Source organism: Candidatus Nitrotoga sp. M5, assembly GCF_927904885.1.
Taxonomy (GTDB): Bacteria; Pseudomonadota; Gammaproteobacteria; order Burkholderiales; family Gallionellaceae; genus Nitrotoga.
The window spans coordinates 1-25,641 of sequence record NZ_CAKMNW010000027.1 but is presented as its reverse complement, the minus strand read 5'-3'; the positions used below and the strand labels follow the sequence as shown (position 1 = coordinate 25,641).

The window sequence follows — 25,641 nt, the reverse complement described above, 5'->3', positions numbered from 1 at the left end:
AGCGGACAACTGTCAAATTTAGCGCCTTTTCGATGTAAATGAACTGCGGAATTCAGGTTGAAAAGCCAATGCTTGGCGAGTCTCTGGCAAAGCTGGGGCTTATATTTATGAATGTAATGGACTTATCATGAAGCCAATACCCCCTTTAATACCCGATCACACACCCGCTTGGCACGCTCAAACTCTAAATGATGTGTTGGACACACTGTCTGTTTCCACCAACGCTGGGCTGAGTCATCAGGAGGCCGCTCGGCGTCTTGAGCAATATGGTCGCAACTGCCTGCCGGCGTCAGAACGACGCGGCCCTTGGTTGCGCTTTGCGTTGCAGTTCCACAACCCATTGATCTATGTGCTGATGGTGGCTGGTGCTATCACATTTGTGCTCGAAGACTATGTGGATGCGGGGGTAATAGTTGGTGTAGTGCTCATCAATGCTGTGATCGGTTTCATTCAGGAAGGCAAGGCGGAGAAAGCGCTGGAAGCGGTGAGTGCCATGCTTGCCAGCCACGCTACGGTGCTGCGCGAGGGCGAGCGACACGAGATCGACGCCGCTCTCTTGGTGCCGGGCGATATCGTGCTGTTAGAGTCGGGCGCCCGGGTACCTGCCGATCTGCGTCTTTTCCGCGTGAAGAATCTGCGCGTTAACGAGGCAGCCCTCACCGGCGAGTCTGTGCCCGTGGAGAAGGGCGCAGAACCAGTGGCCAACGGTGAGTCTATCGGCGATCGGTCTTGCATGGCCTATGCTGGTACGGTGGTAAGCTTTGGTCAGGCGCAAGGTTTGGTGGTCGGCACTGGTCAGACGACTGAGATTGGTTGTATTGGCAAGCTGGTCGGCGAGGTGCAGACGCTGGTTACGCCGCTTACCAGACGGCTTGATCAGTTCGCCCGCCAAATCACGCTTTTCATCCTGGCGATGGGACTGATCACTTTTCTCTACGGGCATTTTGTGCGCGAGATGCCGCTGCTGGAAATCTTTCTGGCGGTGGTGGGGCTGTCGGTGGCAGCTATCCCTGAGGGCTTGCCGGCTATCGTGACTATCGTACTGGCCATTGGTACCCGCGCCATGGCCCGTAATCACGCCATCGTGCGGCGGCTACCGGCGGTAGAAACGCTGGGTTCGGTCACCGTGATCTGTTCCGACAAGACCGGCACGCTCACCAAGAACGAGATGACCGCCGTGCGGCTCATGCTGCCCGCCCATACATTGGACGTGAGCGGAGCTGGCTATGCCCCTGAGGGTGGCTTCCATCTTGACGGCGTGGCTGTGGACTTTGTTAAGGATGTGGCGCTGCAAGGGTTGCTTCGCTGCGCTCTGTTGTGCAACGACGCACAACTCAAACACGATGACGCGACAGGCTGGCATCTCGTGGGTGACCCTACCGAAGGGGCTTTGTTAACCCTTGCCCACAAGGCCCGGCTGGATCCTCTCGAAGTTGTTACGGGAATGCCCCGGATTGATGAAATTCCTTTCGAATCAGAACACCGATTCATGGCCACGCTGCATCACGATCACCAAGGAAATGCCTTCGTGCTGCTCAAAGGCGCGCCGGAGCGCATACTTGATTTGTGCGTATGTGATGCTGGAGGTCAAGCGTTCAATCGCGCCACCTGGGAGGTACGCATGGATGAAGCCGCCAGCGCTGGACAGCGCGTACTGGCGTTGGCGCGCTGCGATATGCCTGCTAATACCACTGCGCTCTCCATGGACGACATCATGCGACGCTTCACTTTGCTGGGGTTGGTCGGTCTAATCGATCCTCCGCGCGAAGAGGCGGTCGTAGCAGTGGCAGAATGCCAGCGTGCAGGAGTGCGTATCAAAATGATCACAGGTGACCATGCAGCCACTGCAGCGGCCATCGGGCGCCAATTGGGGCTGAAAGCTGACAGTGTGCTCACCGGTGCAACCGTGGAGACGATGGACGACGAGGCGCTACGACCCCGCGCTCTCGAATCTGACATAATCGCCCGCGCCAGCCCCGAGCACAAGCTGCGTCTTGTGGCCGCTTTGCAGGCCCAGGGCGAGTTGGTAGCCATGACCGGAGATGGCGTCAACGATGCCCCTGCGCTCAAGGCTGCCGACATCGGCGTAGCCATGGGACAAAAGGGAACGGACGCCGCCCGCGAAGCCGCCGATTTGGTGCTCACTGATGACAATTTCGCCACTATCGCCCATGCAGTGCGCGAGGGTCGCGTGGTATTCGACAACATTAAAAAGTCGCTGCTCTTTATTCTGCCCACCAATGGCGGCGAGGCGGGCGTAATCCTGATCGCGGTGTTCGCTGGTCGGGAGCTGCCGATTACAGCCGCCCAGATTTTGTGGGTCAACATGATCACAGCTGTGACGTTGGCACTGTCGCTGGCTTTCGAACCGGCCGAGTCAGGTGTTATGCTGCGCCCGCCACGCCGCCCCTTTGAACCCTTGATTACACGGGTGCTGGCTGCGCGTATCGCCTACGTCAGCCTGCTGATGATCATGGCGATCTTCATCGTGTTCGAATGGGAGCAAGCGCGCGACAATAGCGTTGAGGTGGCGCGCACAGCAGTGGTGAATATGTTGGTTGTCGGTGAACTGGCATATCTGTTCAATGCGCGTTACTTCACCGCTAAAGCCTTCACCCGGGATATTCTTACCGGCAACCCTGTGGCTTTCTGGATGTGTGTGGTGTTGATTGGTTTTCAGCTTCTGTTCACCTACGCGCCCCCGATGCAGCAGATATTCCACACTTCTGCACTAGACGCTGCGTCTTGGTTGGTCATCGTCGCTTTGGGTTTCTTTATTTTTCTTGCAGTTGAGGCGGAAAAGACCCTCTTGCGGCGCCTGCATGTCCAGAGTATGTGAATGAGCTTACGAAGACGTTTACAACGCTATATACCGAGTCGGGAACAGATTTTCGGCAACCGCTGGCTCGCCTGGCTCGGTCCTTGGCTACACGATCCTAAGTTGTGGCATTGGTCGCGGCGCGGAGTCGCATTGGGCGTGGCGCTAGGTGTGTTCTTCGGTCTGCTTGTTCCGATCGCGCAGATTCCACTCTCAGCGACTGCTGCCATTTTGATGCGAGCCAATGTCCCGGCTGCTGTAGCGAGTACCCTGATTACCAATCCGATTACCTTCGGTCCCATTTATTACGGTGCCTATCGGCTGGGAGCTTGGGTGACTGGTGAAGAGGTGTCAGTGCATTCCGCAAACAAACTAAGCACTCACGATGGTGAAAATCTTTGGCAACGCTTGGTCGCTCTAGGCAAGCCGCTGCTGGTGGGTCTGTCCATCACGGCCACGCTGATTGGGTTTTGTACTTACGGGTTGATCACTCTGATCTGGCGATGGCGAACCTTGTCCAAACGGCGCGCCAGAATGCGATTATGAATCAATAATTTGTTAAGCGGAGCCTGTTTGTGAACGCGTTTAATAAATAAATCTAGTTTTTACTGTGCTTTTTTAATGGCTGGGCGGTCATCTGGAGATTCAAAGCACGCTGCGAAATTTGATCACACGGGACGAGACAGAGACGCTCATAATTAAAGATCGTACGTCAAGCCCAGGCAATCTTCAGTGTCGTAGATTTGAGACTGTATGAGTTGGGTTTGGCTGCGTTGACCGCTTCCAGCGTGCTGGTGCTGGGAGAGGTGTAAGCTCATCCAAAACCCAAAACGCACGCAAACAAGATTCAATTCATGAGCGATTTACTTTCGAGATCGCTGATTGGATGATGTCTATCGCGCAAGTCTTTCGTGCGCGGTCTGTTAGACTAACCATGTCACTGCGGGTAGTTGGCCGTGATTGCCTTGGACGCTTTTCGAGCGATCATCTGGACATTGAGCATTGCCTATCGTTGTCTTGATTTTATTAGTGTCGAGTTTCAGTCATTCCTGTGAGAGGGTACATTAGCCCCAATGGCCTGAGATGATACGTCGGGGCTGAAGTACCTACCACAGGGAAAATCTGCACATCTTGTTTTTGTCAGGCCGGTCAGATGAAAAACGACACTAATCAGGATCGTTGTTGTTCACCTTTGTTTTGCTTGGAGCATAAGGAATTCATGGATCCCATCGTGCTTAGTCTATTTGTTCTCGGGTTCGTGCTGCCGCTCACGGCGGTAACACTGGTTATGCTGCTGGTGCGATATCTGGCCTGTGCGTGGGATGTAAAGCCATGAAAGCCCCTTCGCATCTTGCATGCTGGTTGGGCAAGGCGCGCTGAGCTATGCAAAATACTCTGAGTACTACCCGGAAATATCCAATTAAGGTATTGGTTTGGCGTGCTACCTTGTTCACTGCGCTGTGGTGGATTCTGACGGAAGGCAGTTTCCTTGCTTGGGGCGTGGGGCTGGTGAGCGTGATTTTGGCCTCGGTGGCCAGCCTCACTCTGTTCCCGCCTGGCACATCTCGGCTGTCTCTGTCTGGACTGGTGGGCTTTCTCGGCTTTTTTCTGGTGCAATCGGTGATGGGCGGCGCTCAAGTGGCCTTCATGGCCCTGCGTCCCCGCCTCGATTTGCGCCCCGCCGTGCTTGATATTCCGATGCGCCTGCCAGAGGGACGCTCGCGCGTCTTACTGGCCAACACTCTGAGTCTGTTGCCCGGTACTCTGATCACCGACTTGGAGGGTAAATATTTGCGGATACACTTGCTGGACAAGCGCATCCCGGTGGAAAGCGGAGTACGCGAGGCCGAGGCATGCATTGCACGCATGTTGTGCTTGACTTTGGAGGAACTGTGACGGACCTTTATTTGATTCTTGCCGCGTTCCTGCTCTTAAACCTGCTGATGGCGCTGTGGCGAATCGCACGCGGGCCGACGCCTGCCGACCGCTTGCTGGCCTCGCTGCTGTTTGGCACTGGCGGCGTGGCGGTGTTGTTGCTACTGGCTTATGCGGAGGGAGGGCAGACACTGGTAGATGCGGCTCTAGTATTCACTTTGCTGGCTGTTATCACTGGAGCCGCCTTCGTTCGGAGGGTCTGGGGGAAGGAGGGCAATGGACATTCTTGACTTGTTGAGCGCGGTGCTATTGATTATTGGCGCCGCTTTCTTCTTGGCCGGCACGGTGGGTTTGCTGCGCTTTCCGGATGTGTACACCAGGCTGCATGCTCTGACCAAGGCGGACAACCTGGGTTTGGGTTTCACTGTGCTTGGACTGGTGCTCCAGGCTCCCGGCGTGGCGGCGGGATTTAAGTTGATACTGGTCTGGCTGCTTGCCTTGGCCGCCAGCGCCACGCTGAGTTTCCTGATCGCCCGGCGCGCTTTTGCCAAGGGCATTACACCTTGGGATCCCGAGGAGCACGAGCCGTGATCTTTGACCTGTTGCTAGTCGCCGCCTTACTGTGGAGTGCAGTGCAGGCCCTTACCACGCCAGACCTGTTTCGAGCAGTGGTACTGTTTATTATCTTCGGCTTGCTCATGGCGCTGGCATGGGCGCGCCTGGACGCCCCCGATATCGCCCTGGCAGAAGCAGCCATCGGTGCAGGCCTCACTGGGGCGCTACTGCTTGATGCAGTGGCGCATCTGCACAAAAAACGGCGGGAGCAATCTCCATGAGAACCTTGCTGAATGTCACGGTACTGTTCTTGGCCAGTGCATTCGGCTTGGCACTTGGCTGGTTAATATTGGACCTGCCGGTTGCTGCCGTGCGCCTGCCGGAACAGGTAACGGCGCAGCTCGAGATGAGCGGCGTGGTGCACCCGGTGACGGCGGTATTGCTCAATTTCCGCGGCTACGATACGTTACTGGAGATAGCCGTATTGCTGCTGGCCCTGTTAGGCATTCTGGCCCTGCCGCGCCACGTGTCCGACCACCAACATCGCCCCTCCTCCGCCAACCCGGTGCTGCAAACCCTGACCCGGGTGCTGGCTCCACTGATGCTACTGGTAGCAGGTTATGTGTTGTGGGCTGGGGCACACCGGCCAGGCGGCGCATTCCAAGCTGGGGCGGTGCTGGCAGGGGCAGGGGTGCTGTTGCATCTGGCCGGCCTGCTGCCAGCTTGGGCCACGCCGGGTCGGACATTACGCGCCGGTCTCGCGGTCGGCTTGTTGGTTTTTATCGCGGTAGCGGTAGCGCTCATGGCGCAAGGCACCCTACTGCAATATCCACTCAGCTGGGCTGGTGCGCTGATCTTAATGATAGAGGCCAGCTTGACGTTATCGCTTGGCCTCATACTGGCCGGGCTTTATCTCGTTCTGACCGATTCGGGGGTTCAGAAATGAGCTCTGCCTTAGTCTATGCTCTTACCGGCGCGGCACTGTTTGTCCTCGGCATGGCTGGCTTGATACTGCAACCGCATTTGTTGCGCAAGATCCTTGCCTTCAACATCATGGGCAGCGGTATTTTCCTGATGCTGGTTGGTGTGGCTCAGCGCGCCGGCACCCCCGACCCGGTACCTCAGGCCATGGTGCTGACCGGCATCGTCGTCGCCATCGCCGCTACCGCCTTGGCCTTGGCCCTGGCGCGGCAGCTGCTGGATATGAACGGCGAAATGCGACTACCGGAAGAAAAGACGGGAAAGGACAGGCTGGATGTTTGATCCCATGCCTTGGCTGATCCTGTCGCCCCTGATCTGGGCGACATTGGCCTTTGTGCATGGACCGGGCCGAGGTGGTCGACTGGCTGTGGCATGTCTGATATTACAACTCTCCCTGGCGGCAATACTGGCCCAGCAGGTCATAGCCGGCGGCGTGCGCATGTACGCCGTGGGCGGCTGGGGTGCGCCGCTGGGAATCGACCTTATGGCCGACGGGCTCAGCACGGTGATGTTGCTTCTGACCCAAACAATAGTTTTGCCGCTCGCTTTTTACGCGCGTGCCTATTTTGTCGGTCATGCCAATTCCCTGCGTTATTTCTGGCCGCTGACCGGCTATCTACTGGCGGCCATGAATGCGCTGTTCCTGTCCTCCGATGTATTCAATATTTACGTTACTCTGGAGTTGCTTGGCCTGGCAGCGGTGGGGCTGGTGGCGTTGGTGGGCGGCGCGGGGCCGATCACTGCGGCCATGCGTTACCTCCTGGCCACCCTGCTTGGCTCCAGCGCCTACCTTCTGGGTGTGGCGCTACTCTATGGTGTTTACGGCAGCGTATCACTCGTGGCGCTGAAACCTTTGATTGCGGCGGACGCGCCCGCCACGGTGTCGCTGGCAGCGGCGTTGATGCTACTTGGATTGATGCTCAAAACTGCACTGTTTCCCTTCCACTTCTGGTTGCCACCCGCCCATGGCGGTGCGCCGGCGCCGGTGTCGGCGCTGCTCTCAGCCTTGGTGATCAAGGCCTCGTTCTATCTCATTCTGCGACTTTGGTTCGATCTATTTGCGCCCATTGTTAGCATTACGGCGGCGCAGTTGTTAGGTGCGCTGGGTGCTGGCGCGATACTCTGGGGTTCATTTTTGGCGCTGCGGCAGACTCATCTAAAAATGTTGGTGGCCTATTCAACAGTGGCACAGGTAGGTTATTTATTCCTGCTTTTCCCGCTTGCTACAGGGATGTCGGCGGAGGTGGCGGAGAGCGCCTGGCAGGGCGGCGTGCTGCAGGTAGTTGCGCACGGGCTGGCGAAAGCTGCCATGTTCGCGGCAGCGGGGGCGATGATCACTGCCACCGGGCGCGACGAGATATCAGGCATCGCCGGCGTGGCTACGCGCATACCGCTGACTCTGTTTGCTTTTGCGCTAGCCGGTGTGACTATCATGGGTCTGCCGCCGTCGGGCGGTTTTGCTGCGAAATGGCTGTTGCTGGGTGCGGCGCTAGCCAGTGAGCAATGGTGGTGGATCGTGGTGATGGTGGTGGGCGGCTTGCTCTCCGCGGCATACGTGTTCAAGGTGCTGCGTCAGGCCTTTCTGCCAGTCGAGGAGACGGCGAGCTTCCAACTTTTGCCGCGCATGCTGGAATGGCCCATTTTATTGCTCGCCTTGGCCAGTCTCGTATTGGGACTGGTTGGAATCGAGGTCTTAAGCTTGCTGGGGGCAGCATGAACTTCAACGAAACCTTGCCCCTGCTGGTGTTGCTCAGTTCTCTGCTGCCGGGACTGATTATTTTTGCTTTGCCTGATGAGCGGCACGGCCTGCGTAGCCTGATCAATATGGTCGGCTCGACCCTGCAGCTGCTGCTCATTGTTTACATGCTGAGAGGTGTAATGCACGGCGAGGAATATATCTACCACTTCACTATCCTGCCCGGACTGGACTTGGTATTCAAGGCTGATGCGCTGGCCATGCTGTTCGTCCCCCTTTCGGCGGCACTATGGTTCCTGACCACGCTGTATGCCATCGGCTACCTGGAAGGCTCGCCGCATCGCAACCGTTTTTTTGGTTTTTTCAGCCTGTGCGTCACCGCCACCATCGGAGTGGCAATGGCGGGTAACTTGTTCACTTTTTTTGTTTTCTACGAACTTCTGACATTGTCAACCTATCCGTTGGTGGTTCATCGCGGCACCGAACAGGCCATGCGCGCGGGACAAGTCTACCTAACATACACCCTTGGTGGTGGCGCACTGCTCCTGGTTGGTATCGTCTGGCTGTACGGCCTGGCCGGACAGGTGGAGTTCACTCATGGCGGCGTGTTAGCGGTGCTGTGGCCGGAATACACCAGCCAGTTACGAGTCATCTTCTTTCTGCTCATCGCTGGATTGGGGGTGAAGGCCGCTCTGGTTCCCCTGCATGGCTGGTTGCCGCTGGCGATGGTGGCGCCGGCACCGGTATCAGCGTTGCTGCATGCGGTGGCCGTGGTAAAGGCTGGCGTTTTCGGTATCGTGCGCGTGGTGTATGACGTTTACGGCGTGGAATTCTCCCAGTCTCTGCATTTGCTGATGCCGCTGGCCGTAATGGCCTCGGTTACTATCATTTGGGGGTCGTTGCGTGCGCTATTTCAGGACGATTTAAAACGGCGCTTAGCTTACTCCACCATCAGCCAAGTATCCTACATCGCTTTAGGAGTAGCCATCTTTGGCCCGATGGCCACCGTTGGCGGTGTGGTGCATCTGGTGCATCAGGGCATCATGAAAATCACGTTATTTTTTTGTGCTGGCAATTATGCTGAGACCTTGGGTGTCCACAAGATCAGCGAGATGGATGGTGTCGGTCGGCGCATGCCGTGGACTACTGCTGCCTTCACAGTCGGTGCTTTCGGCATGATCGGTTTACCGCCGCTCGCCGGATTTATCAGTAAATGGTATCTGGGTCTGGGTGCTTTGGAGGCACAGATGCCCTGGGTAATTGCAATATTGCTGGCATCGAGCCTGCTCAATGCAGCCTACTTCCTGCCCGTCCTGTACCGGGCCTGGTTTCAGCCGCGAACGGAAGCGTGGCCAGAGGAGCAAATACCGATGCAGAACGGACGTGAGACCGCCTGGCTGCTGCTTGTCCCGCCACTCGCCACCGCTGTTGCCACGATGCTTGTGGGTTTGTTCGCCTCCAGCACGCTTTCTCCTCTGACCTGGGCCAAGATGATCGCCGCCCGTGAATACCTGTATTGGATGCCATGAGCTTGTCAGTCTTCCTCTTTCTCCCTCTGTTGCTAGCCAGTTTTGTGCTACTCCCGGCTACTCGGCACATAAGTATGCTGCTGGCACCTTGGGCGGCGTTACCGGGCCTGGTATTTGCACTGGTGGCACCGGACGCTTACATGCTTGATCTGCCATGGCTACTGCTGGGCAGCCGTTTTGGCCTGGATGAATCCGGGCGCTTGTTTCTGGTGTTCACCACCTTGCTGTGGTTGACGGCAGGGTTGTATGCTCGCAGCTATCTGGCCAAAGATCCGCGACAGCACATTTTCATCGCATTTTTTCTGGCCACCCTGAGCGGCAACCTGGGGGTTTGCCTGGCTATGGATGCGGCCAGTTTCTATCTCACCTTCGCGGTAATGACCTTCGCTGCTTATGGATTGGTGGTGCATGAGGGCGGTGCCGAAGCGAGACGAGCCGGGAAGGTCTATCTCATCATGGCGGTGCTGGGAGAAGCACTGCTCATCGCTGGTTTGCTTCTGTTGGCAGGCTCGGCGCAAACCCACTTTCTGCCGGAAATGGCACGGGCGACGGCAATTGCGATGCCCAGCCTTACCTATGGTTTATTGTTTTTTGGCTTTGGAATTAAGGCCGGGGTGCCATTGCTGCACATGTGGTTACCGCTCGCGCATCCAGTAGCGCCGACGCCGGCTTCCGCAGTGCTCTCCGGGGCCATGATCAAGGTAGGTTTGTTGGGCTGGTTGCGTTTTTTGCCTCTAGGCGAGGCGACCGTACTGACACTGGGCACTGTGATGCTGGGCCTGGGCCTGTTCGCGGCATTTTTCGGGATCGTGGTGGGGATGGTACAACGACAGCCGAAAACACTGCTAGCTTATTCCAGCATCAGTCAGATGGGACTCATGACTCTGGCTGTGGGTGCTGGCCTGCTGCTGCCGAAGGCATGGCCCTTGCTGCTGCCGGCAATCGGACTATATGCCCTGCATCATGGTTTAGCCAAGGGTGCCCTGTTCCTGGGCGTAGGGGTGACGCAGCGATTCGGCTGCAACGGCTGGGTGATGGCAGGTCTGCTGCTGCCCGCCTTGGCCTTGGCAGGCGCGCCATTTACCAGCGGAGCGCTCGCCAAGACGCAATTGAAGGTTGCCCTGACGGGACTGCCCACACCTTGGTTGGAGCTACTGGCTTGGACTCTGCCTCTAGCCTCCGTGGGTACAGGTCTGCTCATGGCCCGCTTTCTGCTGCTGACATCTCGTGAAAGCAAGCAGAATGATGGTATCGGTCTGTTGCCGCCTTGGTTTGGGTTGCTGGCGGCGGTAGCGGCACTGGCCTGGGTGCAAGCTGATGCTGACACCGTGGCAGCAGTGCTGTCTGGCTCGGGTTTGGCGTCTGCGGCCTGGCCGATTTTCGTAATCGCACTCATCTCCTTCACCGCATGGCGACGCGAATGGCGCGGCCCAGCCATCCCGCCAGGGGATGTGCTGGTATGGTTGGAACGGGCAGCGGCGACCTTGCGCTGTGTTTCCGTACCATATCCATTCCGATCAAAAAGAATCTTTACCGCCGCGCCAGTGTCAATTTCCAAAGTCTGTTCCATGGAGAAAATTCTGTGCGCTTGGCCCTTGGTTGGGTGCTTGTGGTTGTTTGTGCTTGTCGCCTTGGCATGTGTGCTGCTAGAGTACTAACCTAAGACATTGAGTACCATTACGACTTTGACGTTGTAGTGGCGCGCGTTCCATTACATCAAGAAACAGCTGCACACAGTGGGTATTGAAGTGCAGCAAGACTAAAGAGTCGATCTCCCCATTTTTGGCTTTTTTGATCTGAGTCAAATAAACACACTAGAGCACTGATACCTTTTGCAAATATCATGTGACACAACATTTTGCGTCAACCGTTACATTAAGTACCGCCGATCAACACTTTTGGAAGGAAGCCAGCATGCGAAAAATATTGATCCCCTGTGACAGTTCTGACAATGCATTACGGGCGGTGCGGTATGCAGCATCTGTGACGAAATATTTTTCCGATGTTCAACTAGAGTTGCTGTATGTGCATGACCCCATGCAGCTGAGGGAGTACGCCGACTTGCTCAAGCAGAATGCCGAGCATAATAGGCAAGTCATCGAAACCAACCGCATTCTACAACCTGCCAAGCAGATTCTCGACACGGCGGGAGTACCATATCAGATACGTTGGCGAGTCGGCTCACCCGCCAACGAAATTGCGCAGCATGTGTATGAAACGCATTGCGATGCAATAATCATGGGAACCCGTGGCTTGAGTGCTGTAGCTACTGTGATGATCGGTTCGGTCGCGACCAAGGTCATACACCTGGTCGAAGTTCCAGTTACTTTAATCAAGTAACCGATTATCACTGCGAACATCGCCGTATTTGAGGTGCCGCCTGTCCGTTTGGCAACATTTCGCGCTTGCATATATGAACCACGATCGTCGGTATTTGGTCGCGCCTTACCTAGCCTAGCGATGGTGTAAGCAGGCAAACTGCGAAACGGTTGCTCGCAAAATTGAATTTTTAGGAACACTTTTACGATTCAATTTGACTGTCAGTTCTGAGTCAACATGGGGTGACGTAATTTTTCATCACGACAGCAGGGTAGAATGGCTGTTTCGGACGGTGAATATGAGGGGTAATGTAATTAGGCGGCGCACAGCAGGAACACTCAATGTCACCAAGTTTGACTCGCGTATTATTACAACGAGCTTAATGCTTACGGTGAACACCACAACAGCTAATGGGAAGCATTGACCAGATTTCCTGTTATTAACACTACCAAATATTTTCCGTCGAATGTAATCCATGCCAAATAGGTTGGGCTTGAGCCAATCAAAAACATAACCAAAGACTTTATGGCAAGCTGAGTTATGAATCGGATTTGATTAGAGTTAGGCGCAGTTTTAACTATGTCGTTTGCAAGCGTGATTTAAGCGTGACGACATAATATAAGTGGAACATCTCACAACCTGAGCATCTGAGTGCGACTTCTTACTTAAAGCAGCAAATGAAACGAGGATATATTGCAATTAAGTGTTGGAATGCAAGTTCTTAATTCGTTTTTGGCGGAGAGGGTGGGATTCGAACCCACGGTACGGAAAACCGTACAACAGATTTCGAGTCTGTCGCATTCGACCACTCTGCCACCTCTCCGCAGAATGGCCGATTTTACCATCAAAGTATAAAATCAGGCAGAATGTTCATATGACCAAGTCTATATATCTATTTTTTTCAAGAGCAAGGTTCTTCACGCTCATATTGTTAAGTGTCACTTTACTCGCTGCCTGCGCGCCTGAAAAGCCATCCAAAAAACCATGGCGAGAAGAGTTGACGGTCATCGTAGTGCCAGATGAGAACAGTGTAGACGCTGAATTCGAGCTCCAACTCGTCAATTTGTTTGCCGAGCAAATAAAAGTAGAAATAAAATTTATGCCAATGCCGCAGCATCGAGTGATGGAGTCCATTATTGCGAATAAGGCACATTTGGCTGCCTCTGGATTACGTAGCAACGTGAGTGAGAGTGCGGGCGTGAGGTTTGGCCCTTCCTATCAAACTTTAAGCGAACAGGCAGTATGTTACAACGTCTCTCTACGGCAAATGGAGGGACTTTTTGAAAAAAATATTGCTGTCGTGGCTGGTTCCGCTCAGGAAGTTGCTTTGCAAGAAGCACGTAAGGAATTTCCAGCGCTGCGTTGGCATAGACGCCTTAAACGATCTGCTGCCCAGCTACTGGAAGAAGTTGCGGAGGGCAAGCTGGAATGTACTGTCGCCAACAAGGAACAACTTGCATTGGCACGTAATTTTCATCCTGATCTGAATTCCGCACTTGATGTTGCTACACCTTCCAAACTGGCTTGGGCGTTTGCGCCGGACGCCGATGCTGATTTATTGGTGGAGGTACAAAAGTTTTTTACTCGAATTAAGAAAGATGGCACATTGCACCGATTGCTGGATCGTTATTACGGACATAATGAACGGCTGAAATCAGGAGACGCGATTGCGTTTCTCACCAAGACGCGCACTGTATTGCCACATTATCGAAGCCTGTTTGAAGAGGCAGCTACTTTAACCGGGATGGAGTGGCAACTATTCGCTGCTCTCGCCTATCAGGAATCGCATTGGAATCCGCTTGCCACTTCACCTACAAAAGTACGCGGCATGATGATGCTGACTGAAAACACAGCTGACCGTATGGGCGTAACCAACCGGCTAGATGCACGTCAGAGCATTATTGGCGGGGCAAAATACTTGCAGCTGTTGAAAGAGCAGTTGCCGCTACGCATCAATGAACCCGATCGCACCTGGCTAGCGCTGGCAGCTTATAACCAAGGATATGGACATCTGGAGGATGCGCGAGTGCTGGCTCAGAAACAAGGTCACAATCCAGATAAATGGACAGATGTGAAGAGGGTGATGCCGCTACTGTCGCAACCATCGTATTATAAAAAAACAAAATACGGGTATGCACGCGGTGGCGAAGCAGTCATCCTGGTTGAAAGGGTGCGTATGCACCATGATATGTTGAATAGCTTGGCTGTGGGCAACGTACCGCGTCTGTTCCCACCAGCGAAAGATTATAAGAAGCTGGGAAAGCGTGATGAATGAAGTGCGGCGCTACTGATTTTTAAGTATCTACCATTCTGCAAGAGACGGGATACAATATGCACGTTAATTCAACACGCTTACTCCAAGTGCTCATTACATTTTACGATTTACCAAGAGTACTGAAGAGCCATGACTTTCATGTAATCTTGATTGACTGTGGTCAGCATTTTGTCAAGTTTACTTTGCCAAGCGCTTGTCATCGTAAATAATCCGTCCTCTGTACTCAGAGCTTCGAGAGCATTCGAATCCGGCACGTTCTCATTGAGAAGTGTTTTCAGGTCAAGGACCAATTTGTAAAAGTCAGCGCTGCTTTGTGCTATATCCTTGAATCGCATGTCGATTGACAAATACTGCAGAATTGGACTCGTGTCTTCATGAAATGTGCTATCCACATGCTGAAAGTCATTCATCAGATTCATGATCTTCTTTTCTGAAGCTCCTGAATCTACTTGGTTTGCATTTTTGCGAAATGCACCTTTCAAAAATATCGTTAGTTTTTGGCAATTTTCTTGTAACTCAGCTGCCAGTTCTCTGCGCTGGTTAAGAGCATCACTTCTGGGCTCAATGGGGCGCTTCAAAATATTGCTCAATGTTGAAATTACTGATACTTCCATTTCTATCTCCTTGTACTCATACAACAACGCCTACCACAGATAGACACATTTTTGAATTATATTGCTGCTGCTGGGAATGGTGCATGTCGCGACATTTTAAATTTCTAAATCCCTTCAGTATAGCTCGGCAAGCCGAGAAAGCGTAGTACCATCTACCGAATAAGTGGCACATCTGCGGGTAGCACTTTTTGCATATCCTCTGATATGTAGGTTAAATTATTCTTCATTGCGACAGCATTAACCATTACGATGCCTTGAGATATTCCAAATTTCCCATATAAGGCAGTAGTACCTCAGGCACAACAACACTTCCATTGGCTTGCTGGTAATTCTCCAGAATAGCAACCAATGTTCGCCCTACCGCAAGGCCAGAACCGTTTACGGTATGCAGCAATTCCGGCTTTCCCTTTTCATTTCGGAAGCGCGCCTGCATACGTCGTGTTTGAAAGGCTTCAAAATTGGAGCAGGAAGAAATTTCGCGGTAGGAATTTTGGGCGGGCAACCAAACTTCTATGTCGTAAGTCATCGCGGCAGAAAAACCCATATCACCAGTACACAGTTTCATTACGCGATATGGTAAAGCTAGTTTCTGCAAAATTGTTTCGGCATGAGCTAGCAATTGTTCCAGTGCGTCATAGGATTGCTCAGGATGCACCATCTGCACCAACTCCACCTTGTCGAATTGATGTTGACGGATCATGCCACGTGTGTCACGCCCATAGGAGCCGGCCTCGCTGCGAAAGCAGGGGGTATGCGCCACAAATTTCAGCGGCAGATTCTCTAGCGGAGTGATGCTGTTACGCACCATGTTGGTCACAGGAACTTCAGCTGTGGGAATGAGGTAGAAATTCTGTTCACCTTCTTCTCCCAGCTGACGCGGCACACGGAATAAATCTTCTTCGAATTTTGGTAATTGTCCTGTGCCACGCATGGAGTCTGCATTTACAAGATACGGCACATACACTTCGGTATAGCCGTGCTGATCGGTATGGATGTCGAGCATGAATTGCGCCAGTGCACGATGCAAGCGAGCCAGTGGACCCTTTAACAGCGAGAAGCGTGCGCCGCTGATCTTGGTGGCAGTTTCGAAATCCAGCCCACCCACGTCCTCGCCTACACTGACGTGATCCTTAGCTTCAAAATCAAATTCAGGCGGTAATCCTATGCGGCGTATTTCAACATTGTCGGCCTCTGATTTACCCACAGGCACACTACTGTGCGGTGTGTTAGGAATAACTGAGAGAAATTCCTGCAAATCATTCTGTATCTGCTCAAGTTGCGCTTCAAGTTCCTTAAGCTCATCGCCCAAGCCGGTTACTTCCGCCATGATTGTTGACACATCCTCACCTTTAGCTTTGCTAATGCCAATCTGTTTGCAGGTGGTGTTGCGCTTGGATTGTAGTTCTTGCGTGCGTGTTTGAATAATTTTACGCGTGCTTTCCAAGTGTTCGAAACGAGTAGTGTCCAGTAGGTAACCCCTTGTTGCCAGACGTGTCGCGACACCGGCCAAGTCATTGCGTAGTGCTTGTAGGTCTAACATGTTCTCCTCCAACTTAATGCAACCCTGACTTGGTTACATGCTGTAATCATTTTTCATTTTTCTTGGCTGCAGCATCCAGCGTACGAAGGTGGGCTAATTTCTCTGCGATTTTCGCTTCCAGACCACGCTCGGCAGGTTGGTAAAAGCTTACTTCTGGAATATCATCTGGGAAATAATTTTCGCCTGCTGCATAGCCTTCAGTTTCATTGTGTGCATAACGATAATCTTTACCGTAATCAAGTTGTTGCATTAGTTTGGTGGGTGCATTGCGTAAATGCAGCGGCACCGGATGCGAACTGTCTTGGGCGACCAAAGCGCGGGCCGCATTATACGCGACATAACCTGCATTTGACTTGGCTGCAGCTGCCATATATAGCACCGCTTGCGCCAAGGCCAGCTCGCCTTCCGGTGAGCCCAGTTGTTCGTATGTCTGGGCAGCATTCAGTGTTAATTGAATCGCTCGCGGATCGGCCAAACCAATATCTTCCCATGCCATACGAACAATGCGTCGCGCCAGATAACGCGGATCGGCACCACCATCCAGCATACGTACCAACCAATATAGAGCCGCATCTGGATTGGATCCACGCACCGACTTATGCAAGGCGGAGATCTGATCATAGAATGCTTCGCCGCCTTTGTCGAAACGACGCAGGTTTTGCGCCAAAGCGTTGTCCAGGAAGTCGGTATCAATACGCGTAATATGTGCGGTCTGAGCGGCGGTTTGCAGCTGTTCAAGTGCGTTGAGTAAGCGGCGCGCATCACCATCTGCATGGCCAACGATACGTTCACGTACGGCATTGTCAAACTCCAAGTCCGGTAAGGCAAGCTGTTGCGTACGTTTGAACAGTTGACTCAGTTCTGCTTTAGACAAAGCTTGCAACACATAAACCTGGGCGCGAGACAACAATGCACTAATGACTTCAAATGAAGGATTTTCGGTGGTCGCGCCAATGAAGGTGACCAAACCTTGTTCGACGTAAGGCAGAAACGCATCCTGCTGTGATTTATTGAAACGATGCACCTCGTCCACGAACAATATAGTGTGCCGTCCGCTCTGCTGCAAGGTGTGCTGCGCTTGTGAAATAGCATCGCGGATATCCTTCACCCCAGACAGTACCGCCGATAGCGGCACGAACTCGGCATCAAATGCCGAGGTCATAAGTCTGGCTAAGGTGGTTTTGCCCACTCCGGGTGGCCCCCACAGAATCATGGAATGCAGCTTGCCAGATTCAAACGCCAAGCGCAGCGGTCTGCCCGGCCCCAGCAGATGTGTTTGGCCAATAATCTCGTCGAGGTGCTTGGGGCGCAGACGCTCGGCTAGGGGCGCGGCGGGTGAAGGAGAATCAAACAGGTCATCGCGGGTGGGAAACATAATCAGGCTAAGTTACGGAGAAGTTGCTTTGTTAATGCAGTAAAACAATATAGGCTTGAAGTTGCCTTCATGAATAATCACTTTGGGATTATTCAAATTGCGCCAATTAAAATTGTTACTAAAGTGTAATTGAATTAATACATAATTTCAGAAATTAAAGTTAAAATGCGGGATCCCGCCTGATTAAACTAACGAACGTTTACATATAACTATTCTAGCAACACTCTAAAACAATGAAAACTTTAACTAAAGCCATGCAATCAGCTATCACACCTGCAATGGCGCTAGAGTTGTTAAAAGAAGGAAATAAAAGGTTTGAAAGAAACCTTATAGCAAATCGTAATCTGTTGCAACAAGCCATTGAAACTTCTGACGGCGAACATCCATTTGCTGTTATTTTAAGTTGTATAGATTCTCGTACCTCAGCGGAATTGATTTTTGATCAGGGTTTAGGAGATGTGTTGAGTGTACGGATTGCTGGCAATATCATCAATGATGATATTCTTGGCAGCATGGAATTTGGCTGCAAAATCGCTGGCGTTAAAATAATAATGGTTTTAGGCCATACTAAATGCGGCGCTATAGAAGGTGCTTGCGATCATATAGAAATGGGTAACTTGACCGCTCTGTTATGCAAAATACAGCCAGCGATTTATAACGAAAAAAGCGTAATTGAGAACCGTAGTTCAAGCAATCCTGAGTTTGTGGAAAAAGTATCTACTATCAACATAAAAAGTACAATGCATTCCATCTTGGAACGTAGCTCAATATTAAAAGAGATGGCTGACGCTGGTGCGGTTGGTTTTGTTGGCGGTAAATATGACATTACAACGGGTAAAGTAGAGTTTTATGACGACACATTGATTATCAATAAACCTGAATAAAATACTTTCAGGTATGCTTTTATTCCTCACATCAATTAAATCGGGAAAAGTATTATTCACCCAAGACATCTGCACTTTTGGGCGGCACAAACTTGAACAGTTGTGGCGATAATTGCGGGTTGCGTTTCATATTTGAAAAATGAAGCACGGTGGTATGGCCAAAGGCATCATGTAATTCCATGATTATCAGCTCGGATTGCGCACTAAACGCCATAAGAATTTTCTCGAAGCTGGTGTCTTGCGTTCGGGGCGTAGCTTGCAGCCATTCCAAATTATCCTTGGTTCCATTGTCTTTCAACTCAAAGTCATTCTCTATTTCATTACTGCCAGACAGAAGTGCGGCTGGGCTGCTGCCCAGTGCGGCATCTATTTTTCTCACTGTAACTTGATTAAGTTCCACGTCGTGAAGCCAGAATTTCTCACCATCGCCAACGATTAATTGTTCAAAAGGCTTCTGATAGACCCAGCGAAATTTCCCAGGCCGTACAAATTGCATGGTGCCGGAAGCCGATTGAATGCGCTTGCCACGTGAATCCCGGACCTCTTGAGTGAAATTGGCTTGTGCTGAATGTGTAGACTCGATGAAATTTTTTAATTTGTCGGAAGCTCCAGCATATGCGGAGAGAGGTAAAACAAAAACTAAAAAACTTAAATATTTGAACATGTGGAACTCCTCTCTGCCTGGACCTCTTCTTGTCAAGAGAGGTCTAGTGGGTTAGGGCTTAACGTCTACTCCTGTCTGGCAGGTGCAATAACTTCTCGGTTACCATTGCTCTGCATCGGTGTCACCACTCCAGCGCGTTCCATCTGCTCTACTAAGCGCGCGGCACGATTGTAGCCAATACGCAAATGGCGTTGTACTAGTGAGATAGAAGCGCGGCGCGATTTAACCACGATATCCACTGCCTGATCATATAGTGCATCGGCTTCTGCACTTTCTCCACCTTCGACTTCGCCAGCCGCTTCAAGTTCATCCGATGAAGTTAACACGCCTTCTATATATTGGGGTACACCCTGCGCCTTGAGATATTCAGCTGCGCGATGGACCTCTTGGTCTGAAACGAATGCGCCATGTACTCGCTGCGGGTAGCCGGTGCCAGGTGGTAAGTAAAGCATGTCGCCTTGCCCGAGCAACGTTTCCGCGCCCATCTGATCAAGTATGGTGCGTGAGTCGATCTTGCTGGACACCTGGAACGCAACGCGTGTTGGCACGTTAGCCTTGATCAGGCCTGTAATAACGTCTACCGAGGGACGTTGTGTCGCCAATACCAGGTGAATACCGGAAGCGCGCGCCTTTTGTGCCAGACGCGCAATCAACACCTCGACTTTTTTGCCCACTACCATCATCAAGTCGGCCAACTCATCGATAAACACCACGATAAATGGTAATTCTTCTGCTGCTTCAGGGTTGTCTGGAGTTAGCGTGAATGGATTGGTCAGTGGTTGGTCTGCTTTAATGGCTTCGCGCACTTTCTGGTTATAGCCGGCAATGTTGCGCACACCGAGTAAAGACATCAGGCGATAACGCTTGTCCATTTCCTGTACGCACCAGTTGAGTGCAGACGCTGCTTGGCGCATGTCAGTCACCACAGGTGCTAACAAGTGCGGAATGCCTTCATACACTGACAGTTCGAGCATTTTTGGGTCAACCAGTAGCAATCGTACTTGCTGTGGTGTGGCCTTGTAGAGCAGGCTCAGAATCATGGCATTGATCGCCACTGACTTACCAGAACCAGTGGTCCCTGCCACCAAGACATGCGGCATTTTGCCCAGATCGGCAACCACGGGTTTGCCCGAAATGTCCTTGCCCATAGCCATCGTAAGCGGCGAATTCATGCTTGCGTAATCCTGCGAACTGAGAATTTCGGACAGCCGTACCATCTGCCGCTTGGGATTGGGTAATTCCAGCGCCATGTAGGATTTGCCCGGAATGGTTTCCACCACGCGAATGCTGACCACAGAGAGTGCGCGTGCCAAATCTCTCACCAAATTGGTGATCTGGCTGCCTTTAACTCCGACTGCAGGCTCGATCTCGTAACGCGTAATGACTGGCCCTGGATAGGCCGCCACCACTTTAACTTCTACGTTGAAATCTTTGAGTTTGCGTTCAATCAAACGTGAGGTAAATTCCAATGTGTCGGCAGACAGCATTTCAACTTCATGAGTCGGCTGATCCAGAAGATTTAGTGGCGGTAGTGGCGAATCAGGCATGTTTGGGAACAGGGGGACCTGTTTCTCTTCCGACACGCGGGCAGACTTTCGGATTTCGGTCAGTGGCTGTTCGATATGTATCGGGAGATGGTTCTCTACACGTTTTTTTTCTGCTTCCACCACGACCTGACGTTTGCTCAATGCTTGAGCACCAAGACGCTTGTCTTGCCAGGTCAACCAAGCATTTTTCGTCCAGAAATAGAAGGTTTCAAGTGCCGTCCCTAACCGATCAGTAAATCGCAGCCACGACAGACCACTGAACAAACTAAACCCGATGGCTATCAACACTAGCAAAAACAAGGTGGCCCCGGTAAATCCCAGCAAGTGCGCCAATCCGTCTCCCAGTAACATACCTAACATGCCGCCTGGTGCGAGTGGCAGCGCGGCCGTTAGGGTATGCAGTCGTAGCGCTTCCAATGCGCTGCTGGACAGTAATAACACGGCAAAGCCGATCAGTGCTACCCATAAGGCGCGTCGATCGAACAGGCTGCTTTGAGATATACCGTGGTAGCCCACCCATATCTGCTGCACCAATAATGCAATCCACCACCAGGCTGAGAAGCCGAAGACATATAGTAGTACATCCGCCAGCCAAGCACCAAACACGCCGCCCGAATTGTTTGGAATAACATCGCTGGCACTGTTCGACCAAGCAGGGTCACTTCGATCATAGCCATACAGTATGAGTATTAAATATATTGCCACTGCAACCAGCAGCAACAAGCGCGACTCGCGCAGCAATGCTGCCAACCGACCTGATAGCGGAGAGGTTTTTTGAAACCTGTTACTTAATAACGCCATAGTGCGTTTATATCCATTTTTTTGACTGTCATATCATATAGTAGAGATGCAACCTTCCCGGCTCAAGACGTCATGGCGTGTCCTTGTAGTGACCATTTTATAGCTTACACACGCAATCTAGCACACAAGCCATTCTGCTTCTGTAAAAAACAGTTTCATGGAGCAATTTTTAGCTCTGAATTGAAACATGGGCACCTCTAAAAATACAAGTTTTTAGGCAAAGCAATAAATGAAAAAAAATTTTAGCGCGGCATATTTAAAGTGGATACGTTAGTGATGATTTTTTAGTGATATCGTGTTTTGAGGAAACGGGATTAAGGAGACAAGCCGTAGAGGTGGCTGCTCGCAAAGTTAGATTTGTAGGGTGCCACATTATATTTCTTCGAGTAATTCGAGTTTGATTTGCAAGGCCATCAACCTCGCATCTGGTTGCGACTGCGAAGGTATGACGCCAATCAGCGGTGCGGTTAATCGTTGCTGCAGCGCCACAATATTGTCTTGCACCGCGAGCATGTCTGTACTCAGCACATTAGCTACCCAGCCGGCACATTTTAATCCACATGTCTCAATCGCGCTTGCTGTCAGCAGTGCATGGTTGAGGCAGCCCAAACGCATGCCCACCACCAAAATGACAGGTAAATTCAATTGCAATGCCAAATCGGCGATATCTTGATTGTTATTTAGTGGCACTCTAAATCCGCCCGTACCTTCTATTATCACTATATCCGCCTGTGACGCCAATTCGTGATATGACGTCAGGATGCGTGCGAAATCGATGTTCACACCTGAGTTCCGTGCAGCAATGTGTGGCGCGATAGGATCTAGAAAGCTATAGGGGTTGATCTGGCCATAGCATACTAGTACATTGCTGGCTGCCTGCAATTGCCTCGCATCCTGATTGTGCCCGTCATCATCGCAACCCACCGCCACCGGCTTCATGCCGACTACGCGCTGTCCCTGCGCAGCAAAGGCATGAAGCAGTGCGCAACTAATCAGCGTCTTGCCGACGCCGGTATCGGTGCCTGTTATGAAGTAACTCATTTTATCCTCAAATGCAAGGGGTTTCTGCGCTTAGGTTGGAGCGGTTCGACGTATAACAGGCTGGTGCTGCCTAGTGCGTGCAATTGCCAGCGTACTGTTAAGTAAAGATAGACGCATCCTGATATGCAAATATTTCTGTATTATGAACCGTTAGGAAGTTCATTTTAACTCAAGAAGGGCCCTGTAAGTTTTGGTTGATTTGGCATTCAATCTCAATGTTTTTAGGTCAAGTTGCAGGGCTCGCACTTTGAAAGTAACTTTGTACGAGATATTCAATCTCGCTGCGCTATCCCGTCGCGCCTTTATTAGGGTTATGCAAACCTGAGGAGTGCTACTGTTTTACGATGTTTTAAACCAGACGCAGATCAGCCCGGGGGCATCATGTACCGGCTTGTCTGAGTGCTTGTGTAAGTAGATTCGGTTCAGCCTTGCTTGCATGCTCATATGTCCTCACCGCTCGGCAAGCAGATTGATTATTCAGGGATTATCCATCCAGTAAAAAAATTATCGACAATTCTGGAAGTTCAATTGTTTTTGTGCCATGATTAACGGAGATGTTCTGCGATGATTTTTGTGTGTTAAGGATCTGTTTCTATTCACATAAATATACACAAATTAAATTGGTTTATTTTTTATGAGTTTTTAACTCATAAAAAATATTAGATGCGAATATACGAATAATGATTATGAACGGCTTGGTTCAATAATAGTGTGCTAGATTCTTGGTGACAAAAAGATTTAAGATTAAATAGCATGTTCCACTCAACACTTAAATCAAAATTTTCACTGCCAGTGCGGGTGTATTTTCAGGACACCGATGCGGGAGGGGTGGTATATCATGCGAATTATGTGAACTTTTTAGAGCGCGCGCGGACTGAGTGGTTGCGGGAATGCTATGGTTACAGTGATACGAGGTTGATGCGCGAGTTCGGAATCGTATTTGTAGTGCGTTCACTGAAGCTGGATTATCTTAAGCCTGCTTTACTGGACGATTTACTTGTAGTCAGCGTGCAATTGATAGATATCGGACGTAGTCGAGTGATCTTGTGTCAGAACGTGCAACGAGACAAAGATGTCCTGGTTGAGTCGGAAATACATTTAGTATGTGTTACAACGGATAATTTCAAGCCGGTGAGTGTACCGGAAGTATTGCGAGAGCAATGGAAAAATGAAAGGGTATTGTAAATTATGGATGTAACACAGGATTTATCGTTTATCCATTTGATTCAGAACGCCAGCGTGCTTGTTCAATTGGTAATGGGTTTATTGTTACTTGTTTCATTGATGTCATGGTGGTTCATATTTCTGAAGATGTTTGCTATCAGGCAGGCGGTGATGCAAAGTGAGGAATTTGAAGATTCATTTTGGAATAATGATGACCTTAATAGGTTATATCAAAATACGTCTGTAATGCGCGGTGATTCGGGCAGTATGGGACGAATCTTTGCCGCTGGCTTCACTGAGTACCTTAAGCTCAAAAAGAAACATGATAGAGACAATAATGCGGTGATGGACGGCACGCGTCGCGCTATGCGTGCCACTTATCAGCGTGAGATGGATATTCTGGAATCGAATTTGGCTTTTCTGGCCACGGTTGGTTCGGTAAGTCCTTATGTAGGGTTATTCGGCACGGTTTGGGGAATTATGAATGCATTTCGTGGGCTGGCTAATGTCGGCCAGGCCACGTTGGCGCATGTTGCGCCCGGTATAGCCGAGGCATTGATAGCGACTGCGATGGGTTTGTTTGCTGCTATACCTGCCGTGGTTGCTTATAATCGTTACTCGCATGACATTACGCGTCTAGCCTCTCGTTTTGAGATTTTTATGGAAGAATTCTCTAACGTACTGCAACGTCAGCCATGATCTCTCGCCGTTCTACCATGCGCCCCATGAGCGATATTAACGTCGTGCCGTACATAGACGTAATGTTGGTTTTGCTGGTGATATTTATGATCACAGCGCCATTAATGAACTCTGGGCAAATTGATCTGCCAAGCGTAGGTAAATCACTTGCGCCGCCTGTTGCGCCATTAGAGGTGATTATCAATAAAGATTCTACGCTGGCACTGAATGATCGAAGTGAAGAGGGGCCGGAGCGGAACGTTACACGAGAGGAATTGATAGAGCTACTTAAACAGAAACAGGCGCAGAATGCAGATCAGCCTGTTGTGATTTCAGCCGACAAGAATGTGCGTTACGAAGAAGTAATCAGCATTATGGACGTGTTGCAGCAACAAAAGATTAAGAAAGTTGGTCTGTTGGCGCAAACTAAGGGGCGATGAGCACGATCGTGTATGCCAAAACCTATAAGCTACGCGCCGGGGTATTGGCGCTTGCGATTCACTGTGCTTTCTTTGCACTGTTATATTTTGGTGCTAGTTGGAAGGCGCAGCCCCCACAGGCCATGGTGGTGGAAATTTGGAATAGTTTGCCTGGAATGGAGGCGGCTCCAGTTAAACCTGAGCCTCCTAAATCTATTGAACAACCCGAGCTGAGTAAGCCTGTGTTAACACCTACGGCCGATATAGTGTTATCTGAAAACGAAAAGCCTCAGGAAAAATCCAGGCCGATGAAGGCAGAGCCTAAACTGCAAGTTAAAAAAGTGGATGTTCAGGCTGAGCAAAAGAAACAGGAGAGGATAAAGGCACTAGCAGAGCAGAAAGCACTAGCAGAGCAGAAAGCACTAGCAGAGCAGAAAGTACTAGCAGAGCAGAAAGCGTTAGCAGAGCAAAAAGCGTTAGCAGAGCAAAAAGCGTTAGCAGAGCAAAAAGCGTTAGCAGAGCAAAAAGCGTTAGCAGAGCAGAAGGCACGGGCTGAGCATGAGCGAGCTCGTACCGAACAGGCTGATATTGTTGCCAAGATACGCCGCAACCTAAAGGCTCAACTGGAGAAGGCTGAGTTAACCAAAGTGACTGAGCCGGTAAAACCTTCAGCGTCACTCAAAGCCGATTTAGAGTTGGCTGAAATGAAAAGATTGCAGGAAAAGCTTGAAGAAGATGCGAAGTCTGAGCTTAAGCTGCAAAAAGAAAAAGTTGATGCACAGTTAAAACTTAAGGCGGAAGCCGAGAAAAGAGCGGAAGCTGAGAAGAAAGCGGAAGCTGAGAAGAAAGCGGAAGCTGAGAAGAAA

Annotated in this window: 24 protein-coding genes, 1 tRNA gene and 1 pseudogene; 19 read left to right on the top strand and 7 right to left on the bottom strand. The window is 51.2% G+C overall.

The window, feature by feature from the left end; genetic code table 11:
- Positions 1-127: 127 nt before the first annotated feature.
- The 13 genes from MJ770_RS07930 (at position 128) to MJ770_RS07870 (ending at position 11,794) form a co-directional block, all read left to right on the top strand.
- The gene (locus MJ770_RS07930; RefSeq protein WP_239251074.1) at positions 128-2,839 is read left to right on the top strand and encodes a cation-translocating P-type ATPase; all 2,712 of its coding nucleotides are present in this window, start codon (positions 128-130) and stop codon (positions 2,837-2,839) included.
- Positions 2,840-3,364, top strand: a complete 525-nt coding sequence (locus MJ770_RS07925) for a DUF2062 domain-containing protein (RefSeq protein ID WP_239251073.1) — start codon at positions 2,840-2,842, stop codon at positions 3,362-3,364.
- A gap of 607 nt (positions 3,365-3,971) precedes the next feature.
- On the top strand, positions 3,972-4,154 hold the full coding sequence (locus MJ770_RS07920) for a hypothetical protein (protein WP_239251072.1): 183 nt from the start codon (positions 3,972-3,974) through the stop codon (positions 4,152-4,154).
- Positions 4,155-4,201: 47 nt separating this feature from the next.
- Complete coding sequence (locus MJ770_RS07915) at positions 4,202-4,714, top strand: Na+/H+ antiporter subunit E (protein WP_239251071.1); 513 nt, start codon at positions 4,202-4,204, stop codon at positions 4,712-4,714.
- A complete protein-coding gene (locus MJ770_RS07910; RefSeq protein WP_239251070.1) occupies positions 4,711-4,983 on the top strand; it encodes a monovalent cation/H+ antiporter complex subunit F in 273 nt (90 codons plus the stop codon). Before MJ770_RS07915 ends, MJ770_RS07910 begins: the two co-directional genes overlap by 4 nt.
- Complete coding sequence (mnhG, locus tag MJ770_RS07905) at positions 4,970-5,284, top strand: monovalent cation/H(+) antiporter subunit G (protein ID WP_239251069.1); 315 nt, start codon at positions 4,970-4,972, stop codon at positions 5,282-5,284. The genes MJ770_RS07910 and mnhG overlap by 14 nt, the downstream gene beginning before the upstream one ends.
- Complete coding sequence (locus MJ770_RS07900) at positions 5,281-5,529, top strand: Na(+)/H(+) antiporter subunit B (protein ID WP_239251068.1); 249 nt, start codon at positions 5,281-5,283, stop codon at positions 5,527-5,529. The genes mnhG and MJ770_RS07900 overlap by 4 nt, the downstream gene beginning before the upstream one ends.
- Positions 5,530-5,666: 137 nt before the next feature.
- The gene (locus tag MJ770_RS07895) at positions 5,667-6,194 is read left to right on the top strand and encodes an MnhB domain-containing protein (RefSeq protein ID WP_239251067.1); all 528 of its coding nucleotides are present in this window, start codon (positions 5,667-5,669) and stop codon (positions 6,192-6,194) included.
- Positions 6,191-6,511: an NADH-quinone oxidoreductase subunit K gene (locus tag MJ770_RS07890; protein ID WP_239251066.1), complete on the top strand. Its 321-nt coding sequence runs from the start codon at positions 6,191-6,193 to the stop codon at positions 6,509-6,511. The genes MJ770_RS07895 and MJ770_RS07890 overlap by 4 nt, the downstream gene beginning before the upstream one ends.
- Positions 6,504-7,946, top strand: a complete 1,443-nt coding sequence (locus MJ770_RS07885; protein WP_239251065.1) for a complex I subunit 5 family protein — start codon at positions 6,504-6,506, stop codon at positions 7,944-7,946. Before MJ770_RS07890 ends, MJ770_RS07885 begins: the two co-directional genes overlap by 8 nt.
- Entirely contained in the window at positions 7,943-9,454 is a 1,512-nt protein-coding gene (locus tag MJ770_RS07880; RefSeq protein WP_239251064.1) for a monovalent cation/H+ antiporter subunit D family protein, read from the top strand. Before MJ770_RS07885 ends, MJ770_RS07880 begins: the two co-directional genes overlap by 4 nt.
- Positions 9,451-11,112, top strand: a complete 1,662-nt coding sequence (locus MJ770_RS07875; protein WP_239251063.1) for a complex I subunit 5 family protein — start codon at positions 9,451-9,453, stop codon at positions 11,110-11,112. The genes MJ770_RS07880 and MJ770_RS07875 overlap by 4 nt, the downstream gene beginning before the upstream one ends.
- Positions 11,113-11,368: 256 nt before the next feature.
- Positions 11,369-11,794 carry a universal stress protein gene (locus MJ770_RS07870; RefSeq protein WP_239251062.1) on the top strand — a complete coding sequence of 142 codons (426 nt, stop codon included), beginning with the start codon at positions 11,369-11,371 and terminating at the stop codon, positions 11,792-11,794.
- 712 nt (positions 11,795-12,506) lie between these two features.
- On the opposite strand, the gene MJ770_RS07865 is transcribed toward MJ770_RS07870, so the two are convergent.
- Positions 12,507-12,596: transfer RNA gene (locus MJ770_RS07865), tRNA-Ser, on the bottom strand.
- A 51-nt stretch (positions 12,597-12,647) separates the two neighbouring features.
- Here MJ770_RS07865 and mltF point away from each other — a divergent pair.
- Entirely contained in the window at positions 12,648-14,048 is a 1,401-nt protein-coding gene (gene mltF, locus MJ770_RS07860; protein WP_239251061.1) for a membrane-bound lytic murein transglycosylase MltF, read from the top strand.
- Positions 14,049-14,155: 107 nt separating this feature from the next.
- Here the strand turns inward: mltF and MJ770_RS07855 are convergent, their stop codons facing one another.
- The 3 genes from MJ770_RS07855 to MJ770_RS07845 all read right to left on the bottom strand — a co-directional run bounded on the left by MJ770_RS07855 (position 14,156) and on the right by MJ770_RS07845 (position 17,577).
- Positions 14,156-14,662, bottom strand: coding sequence for a hypothetical protein (locus MJ770_RS07855; protein ID WP_239251060.1), 507 nt, complete (start codon positions 14,660-14,662; stop codon positions 14,156-14,158).
- 244 nt (positions 14,663-14,906) lie between these two features.
- Entirely contained in the window at positions 14,907-16,202 is a 1,296-nt protein-coding gene (serS, locus tag MJ770_RS07850; protein ID WP_239251059.1) for a serine--tRNA ligase, read from the bottom strand.
- 46 nt (positions 16,203-16,248) lie between these two features.
- Positions 16,249-17,577 carry a replication-associated recombination protein A gene (locus MJ770_RS07845; protein ID WP_239251058.1) on the bottom strand — a complete coding sequence of 443 codons (1,329 nt, stop codon included), beginning with the start codon at positions 17,575-17,577 and terminating at the stop codon, positions 16,249-16,251.
- Positions 17,578-17,810: 233 nt separating this feature from the next.
- Here MJ770_RS07845 and MJ770_RS07840 point away from each other — a divergent pair, with 233 nt between their 5' ends.
- Positions 17,811-18,461 (top strand): carbonic anhydrase family protein, encoded by a 651-nt coding sequence (locus MJ770_RS07840; protein ID WP_239251057.1) that lies wholly within the window; start codon positions 17,811-17,813, stop codon positions 18,459-18,461.
- A gap of 52 nt (positions 18,462-18,513) precedes the next feature.
- Here MJ770_RS07840 and lolA read toward each other — a convergent pair whose 3' ends face one another.
- The 3 genes from lolA to bioD all read right to left on the bottom strand — a co-directional run bounded on the left by lolA (position 18,514) and on the right by bioD (position 22,514).
- Positions 18,514-19,125, bottom strand: coding sequence for an outer membrane lipoprotein chaperone LolA (lolA, locus tag MJ770_RS07835; protein WP_239251056.1), 612 nt, complete (start codon positions 19,123-19,125; stop codon positions 18,514-18,516).
- A gap of 65 nt (positions 19,126-19,190) precedes the next feature.
- The gene (locus tag MJ770_RS07830; protein WP_239251055.1) at positions 19,191-21,473 is read right to left on the bottom strand and encodes a DNA translocase FtsK; all 2,283 of its coding nucleotides are present in this window, start codon (positions 21,471-21,473) and stop codon (positions 19,191-19,193) included.
- 372 nt (positions 21,474-21,845) lie between these two features.
- The gene (gene bioD, locus MJ770_RS07825) at positions 21,846-22,514 is read right to left on the bottom strand and encodes a dethiobiotin synthase (RefSeq protein ID WP_239251054.1); all 669 of its coding nucleotides are present in this window, start codon (positions 22,512-22,514) and stop codon (positions 21,846-21,848) included.
- Between the two features lie 753 nt (positions 22,515-23,267).
- Between bioD and ybgC the strand changes: the two genes are divergently transcribed.
- The 4 genes and pseudogenes from ybgC to MJ770_RS07805 all read left to right on the top strand — a co-directional run.
- Positions 23,268-23,699, top strand: coding sequence for a tol-pal system-associated acyl-CoA thioesterase (gene ybgC, locus MJ770_RS07820; RefSeq protein WP_239251053.1), 432 nt, complete (start codon positions 23,268-23,270; stop codon positions 23,697-23,699).
- A 3-nt stretch (positions 23,700-23,702) separates the two neighbouring features.
- On the top strand, positions 23,703-24,377 hold the full coding sequence (tolQ, locus tag MJ770_RS07815; RefSeq protein WP_239251052.1) for a protein TolQ: 675 nt from the start codon (positions 23,703-23,705) through the stop codon (positions 24,375-24,377).
- Positions 24,374-24,796, top strand: a complete 423-nt coding sequence (gene tolR / locus MJ770_RS07810) for a protein TolR (RefSeq protein WP_239251051.1) — start codon at positions 24,374-24,376, stop codon at positions 24,794-24,796. Before tolQ ends, tolR begins: the two co-directional genes overlap by 4 nt.
- A pseudogene (locus MJ770_RS07805) lies at positions 24,793-25,641 on the top strand (hypothetical protein); the annotation flags it as partial. The gene tolR and the pseudogene MJ770_RS07805, both read left to right, overlap by 4 nt.

What these genes read in the sequence shown, in the direction of transcription:
- MJ770_RS07930 (WP_239251074.1), top strand. Translation starts at nt 128, where the DNA reads ATGAAGCCAATACCCCCTTTAATACCCGATCACACACCCGCTTGGCAC.
- MJ770_RS07925 (WP_239251073.1), top strand. Translation starts at nt 2,840, where the DNA reads ATGAGCTTACGAAGACGTTTACAACGCTATATACCGAGTCGGGAACAG.
- MJ770_RS07920 (WP_239251072.1), top strand. Translation starts at nt 3,972, where the DNA reads ATGAAAAACGACACTAATCAGGATCGTTGTTGTTCACCTTTGTTTTGC.
- MJ770_RS07915 (WP_239251071.1), top strand. Translation starts at nt 4,202, where the DNA reads ATGCAAAATACTCTGAGTACTACCCGGAAATATCCAATTAAGGTATTG.
- mnhG (WP_239251069.1), top strand. Translation starts at nt 4,970, where the DNA reads ATGGACATTCTTGACTTGTTGAGCGCGGTGCTATTGATTATTGGCGCC.
- MJ770_RS07890 (WP_239251066.1), top strand. Translation starts at nt 6,191, where the DNA reads ATGAGCTCTGCCTTAGTCTATGCTCTTACCGGCGCGGCACTGTTTGTC.
- MJ770_RS07885 (WP_239251065.1), top strand. Translation starts at nt 6,504, where the DNA reads ATGTTTGATCCCATGCCTTGGCTGATCCTGTCGCCCCTGATCTGGGCG.
- MJ770_RS07880 (WP_239251064.1), top strand. Translation starts at nt 7,943, where the DNA reads ATGAACTTCAACGAAACCTTGCCCCTGCTGGTGTTGCTCAGTTCTCTG.
- MJ770_RS07875 (WP_239251063.1), top strand. Translation starts at nt 9,451, where the DNA reads ATGAGCTTGTCAGTCTTCCTCTTTCTCCCTCTGTTGCTAGCCAGTTTT.
- MJ770_RS07870 (WP_239251062.1), top strand. Translation starts at nt 11,369, where the DNA reads ATGCGAAAAATATTGATCCCCTGTGACAGTTCTGACAATGCATTACGG.
- mltF (WP_239251061.1), top strand. Translation starts at nt 12,648, where the DNA reads ATGACCAAGTCTATATATCTATTTTTTTCAAGAGCAAGGTTCTTCACG.
- MJ770_RS07855 (WP_239251060.1), bottom strand. Translation starts at nt 14,662, where the DNA reads ATGGAAGTATCAGTAATTTCAACATTGAGCAATATTTTGAAGCGCCCC.
- serS (WP_239251059.1), bottom strand. Translation starts at nt 16,202, where the DNA reads ATGTTAGACCTACAAGCACTACGCAATGACTTGGCCGGTGTCGCGACA.
- MJ770_RS07845 (WP_239251058.1), bottom strand. Translation starts at nt 17,577, where the DNA reads ATGTTTCCCACCCGCGATGACCTGTTTGATTCTCCTTCACCCGCCGCG.
- MJ770_RS07840 (WP_239251057.1), top strand. Translation starts at nt 17,811, where the DNA reads ATGAAAACTTTAACTAAAGCCATGCAATCAGCTATCACACCTGCAATG.
- lolA (WP_239251056.1), bottom strand. Translation starts at nt 19,125, where the DNA reads ATGTTCAAATATTTAAGTTTTTTAGTTTTTGTTTTACCTCTCTCCGCA.
- MJ770_RS07830 (WP_239251055.1), bottom strand. Translation starts at nt 21,473, where the DNA reads ATGGCGTTATTAAGTAACAGGTTTCAAAAAACCTCTCCGCTATCAGGT.
- bioD (WP_239251054.1), bottom strand. Translation starts at nt 22,514, where the DNA reads ATGAGTTACTTCATAACAGGCACCGATACCGGCGTCGGCAAGACGCTG.
- ybgC (WP_239251053.1), top strand. Translation starts at nt 23,268, where the DNA reads ATGTTCCACTCAACACTTAAATCAAAATTTTCACTGCCAGTGCGGGTG.
- tolQ (WP_239251052.1), top strand. Translation starts at nt 23,703, where the DNA reads ATGGATGTAACACAGGATTTATCGTTTATCCATTTGATTCAGAACGCC.
- tolR (WP_239251051.1), top strand. Translation starts at nt 24,374, where the DNA reads ATGATCTCTCGCCGTTCTACCATGCGCCCCATGAGCGATATTAACGTC.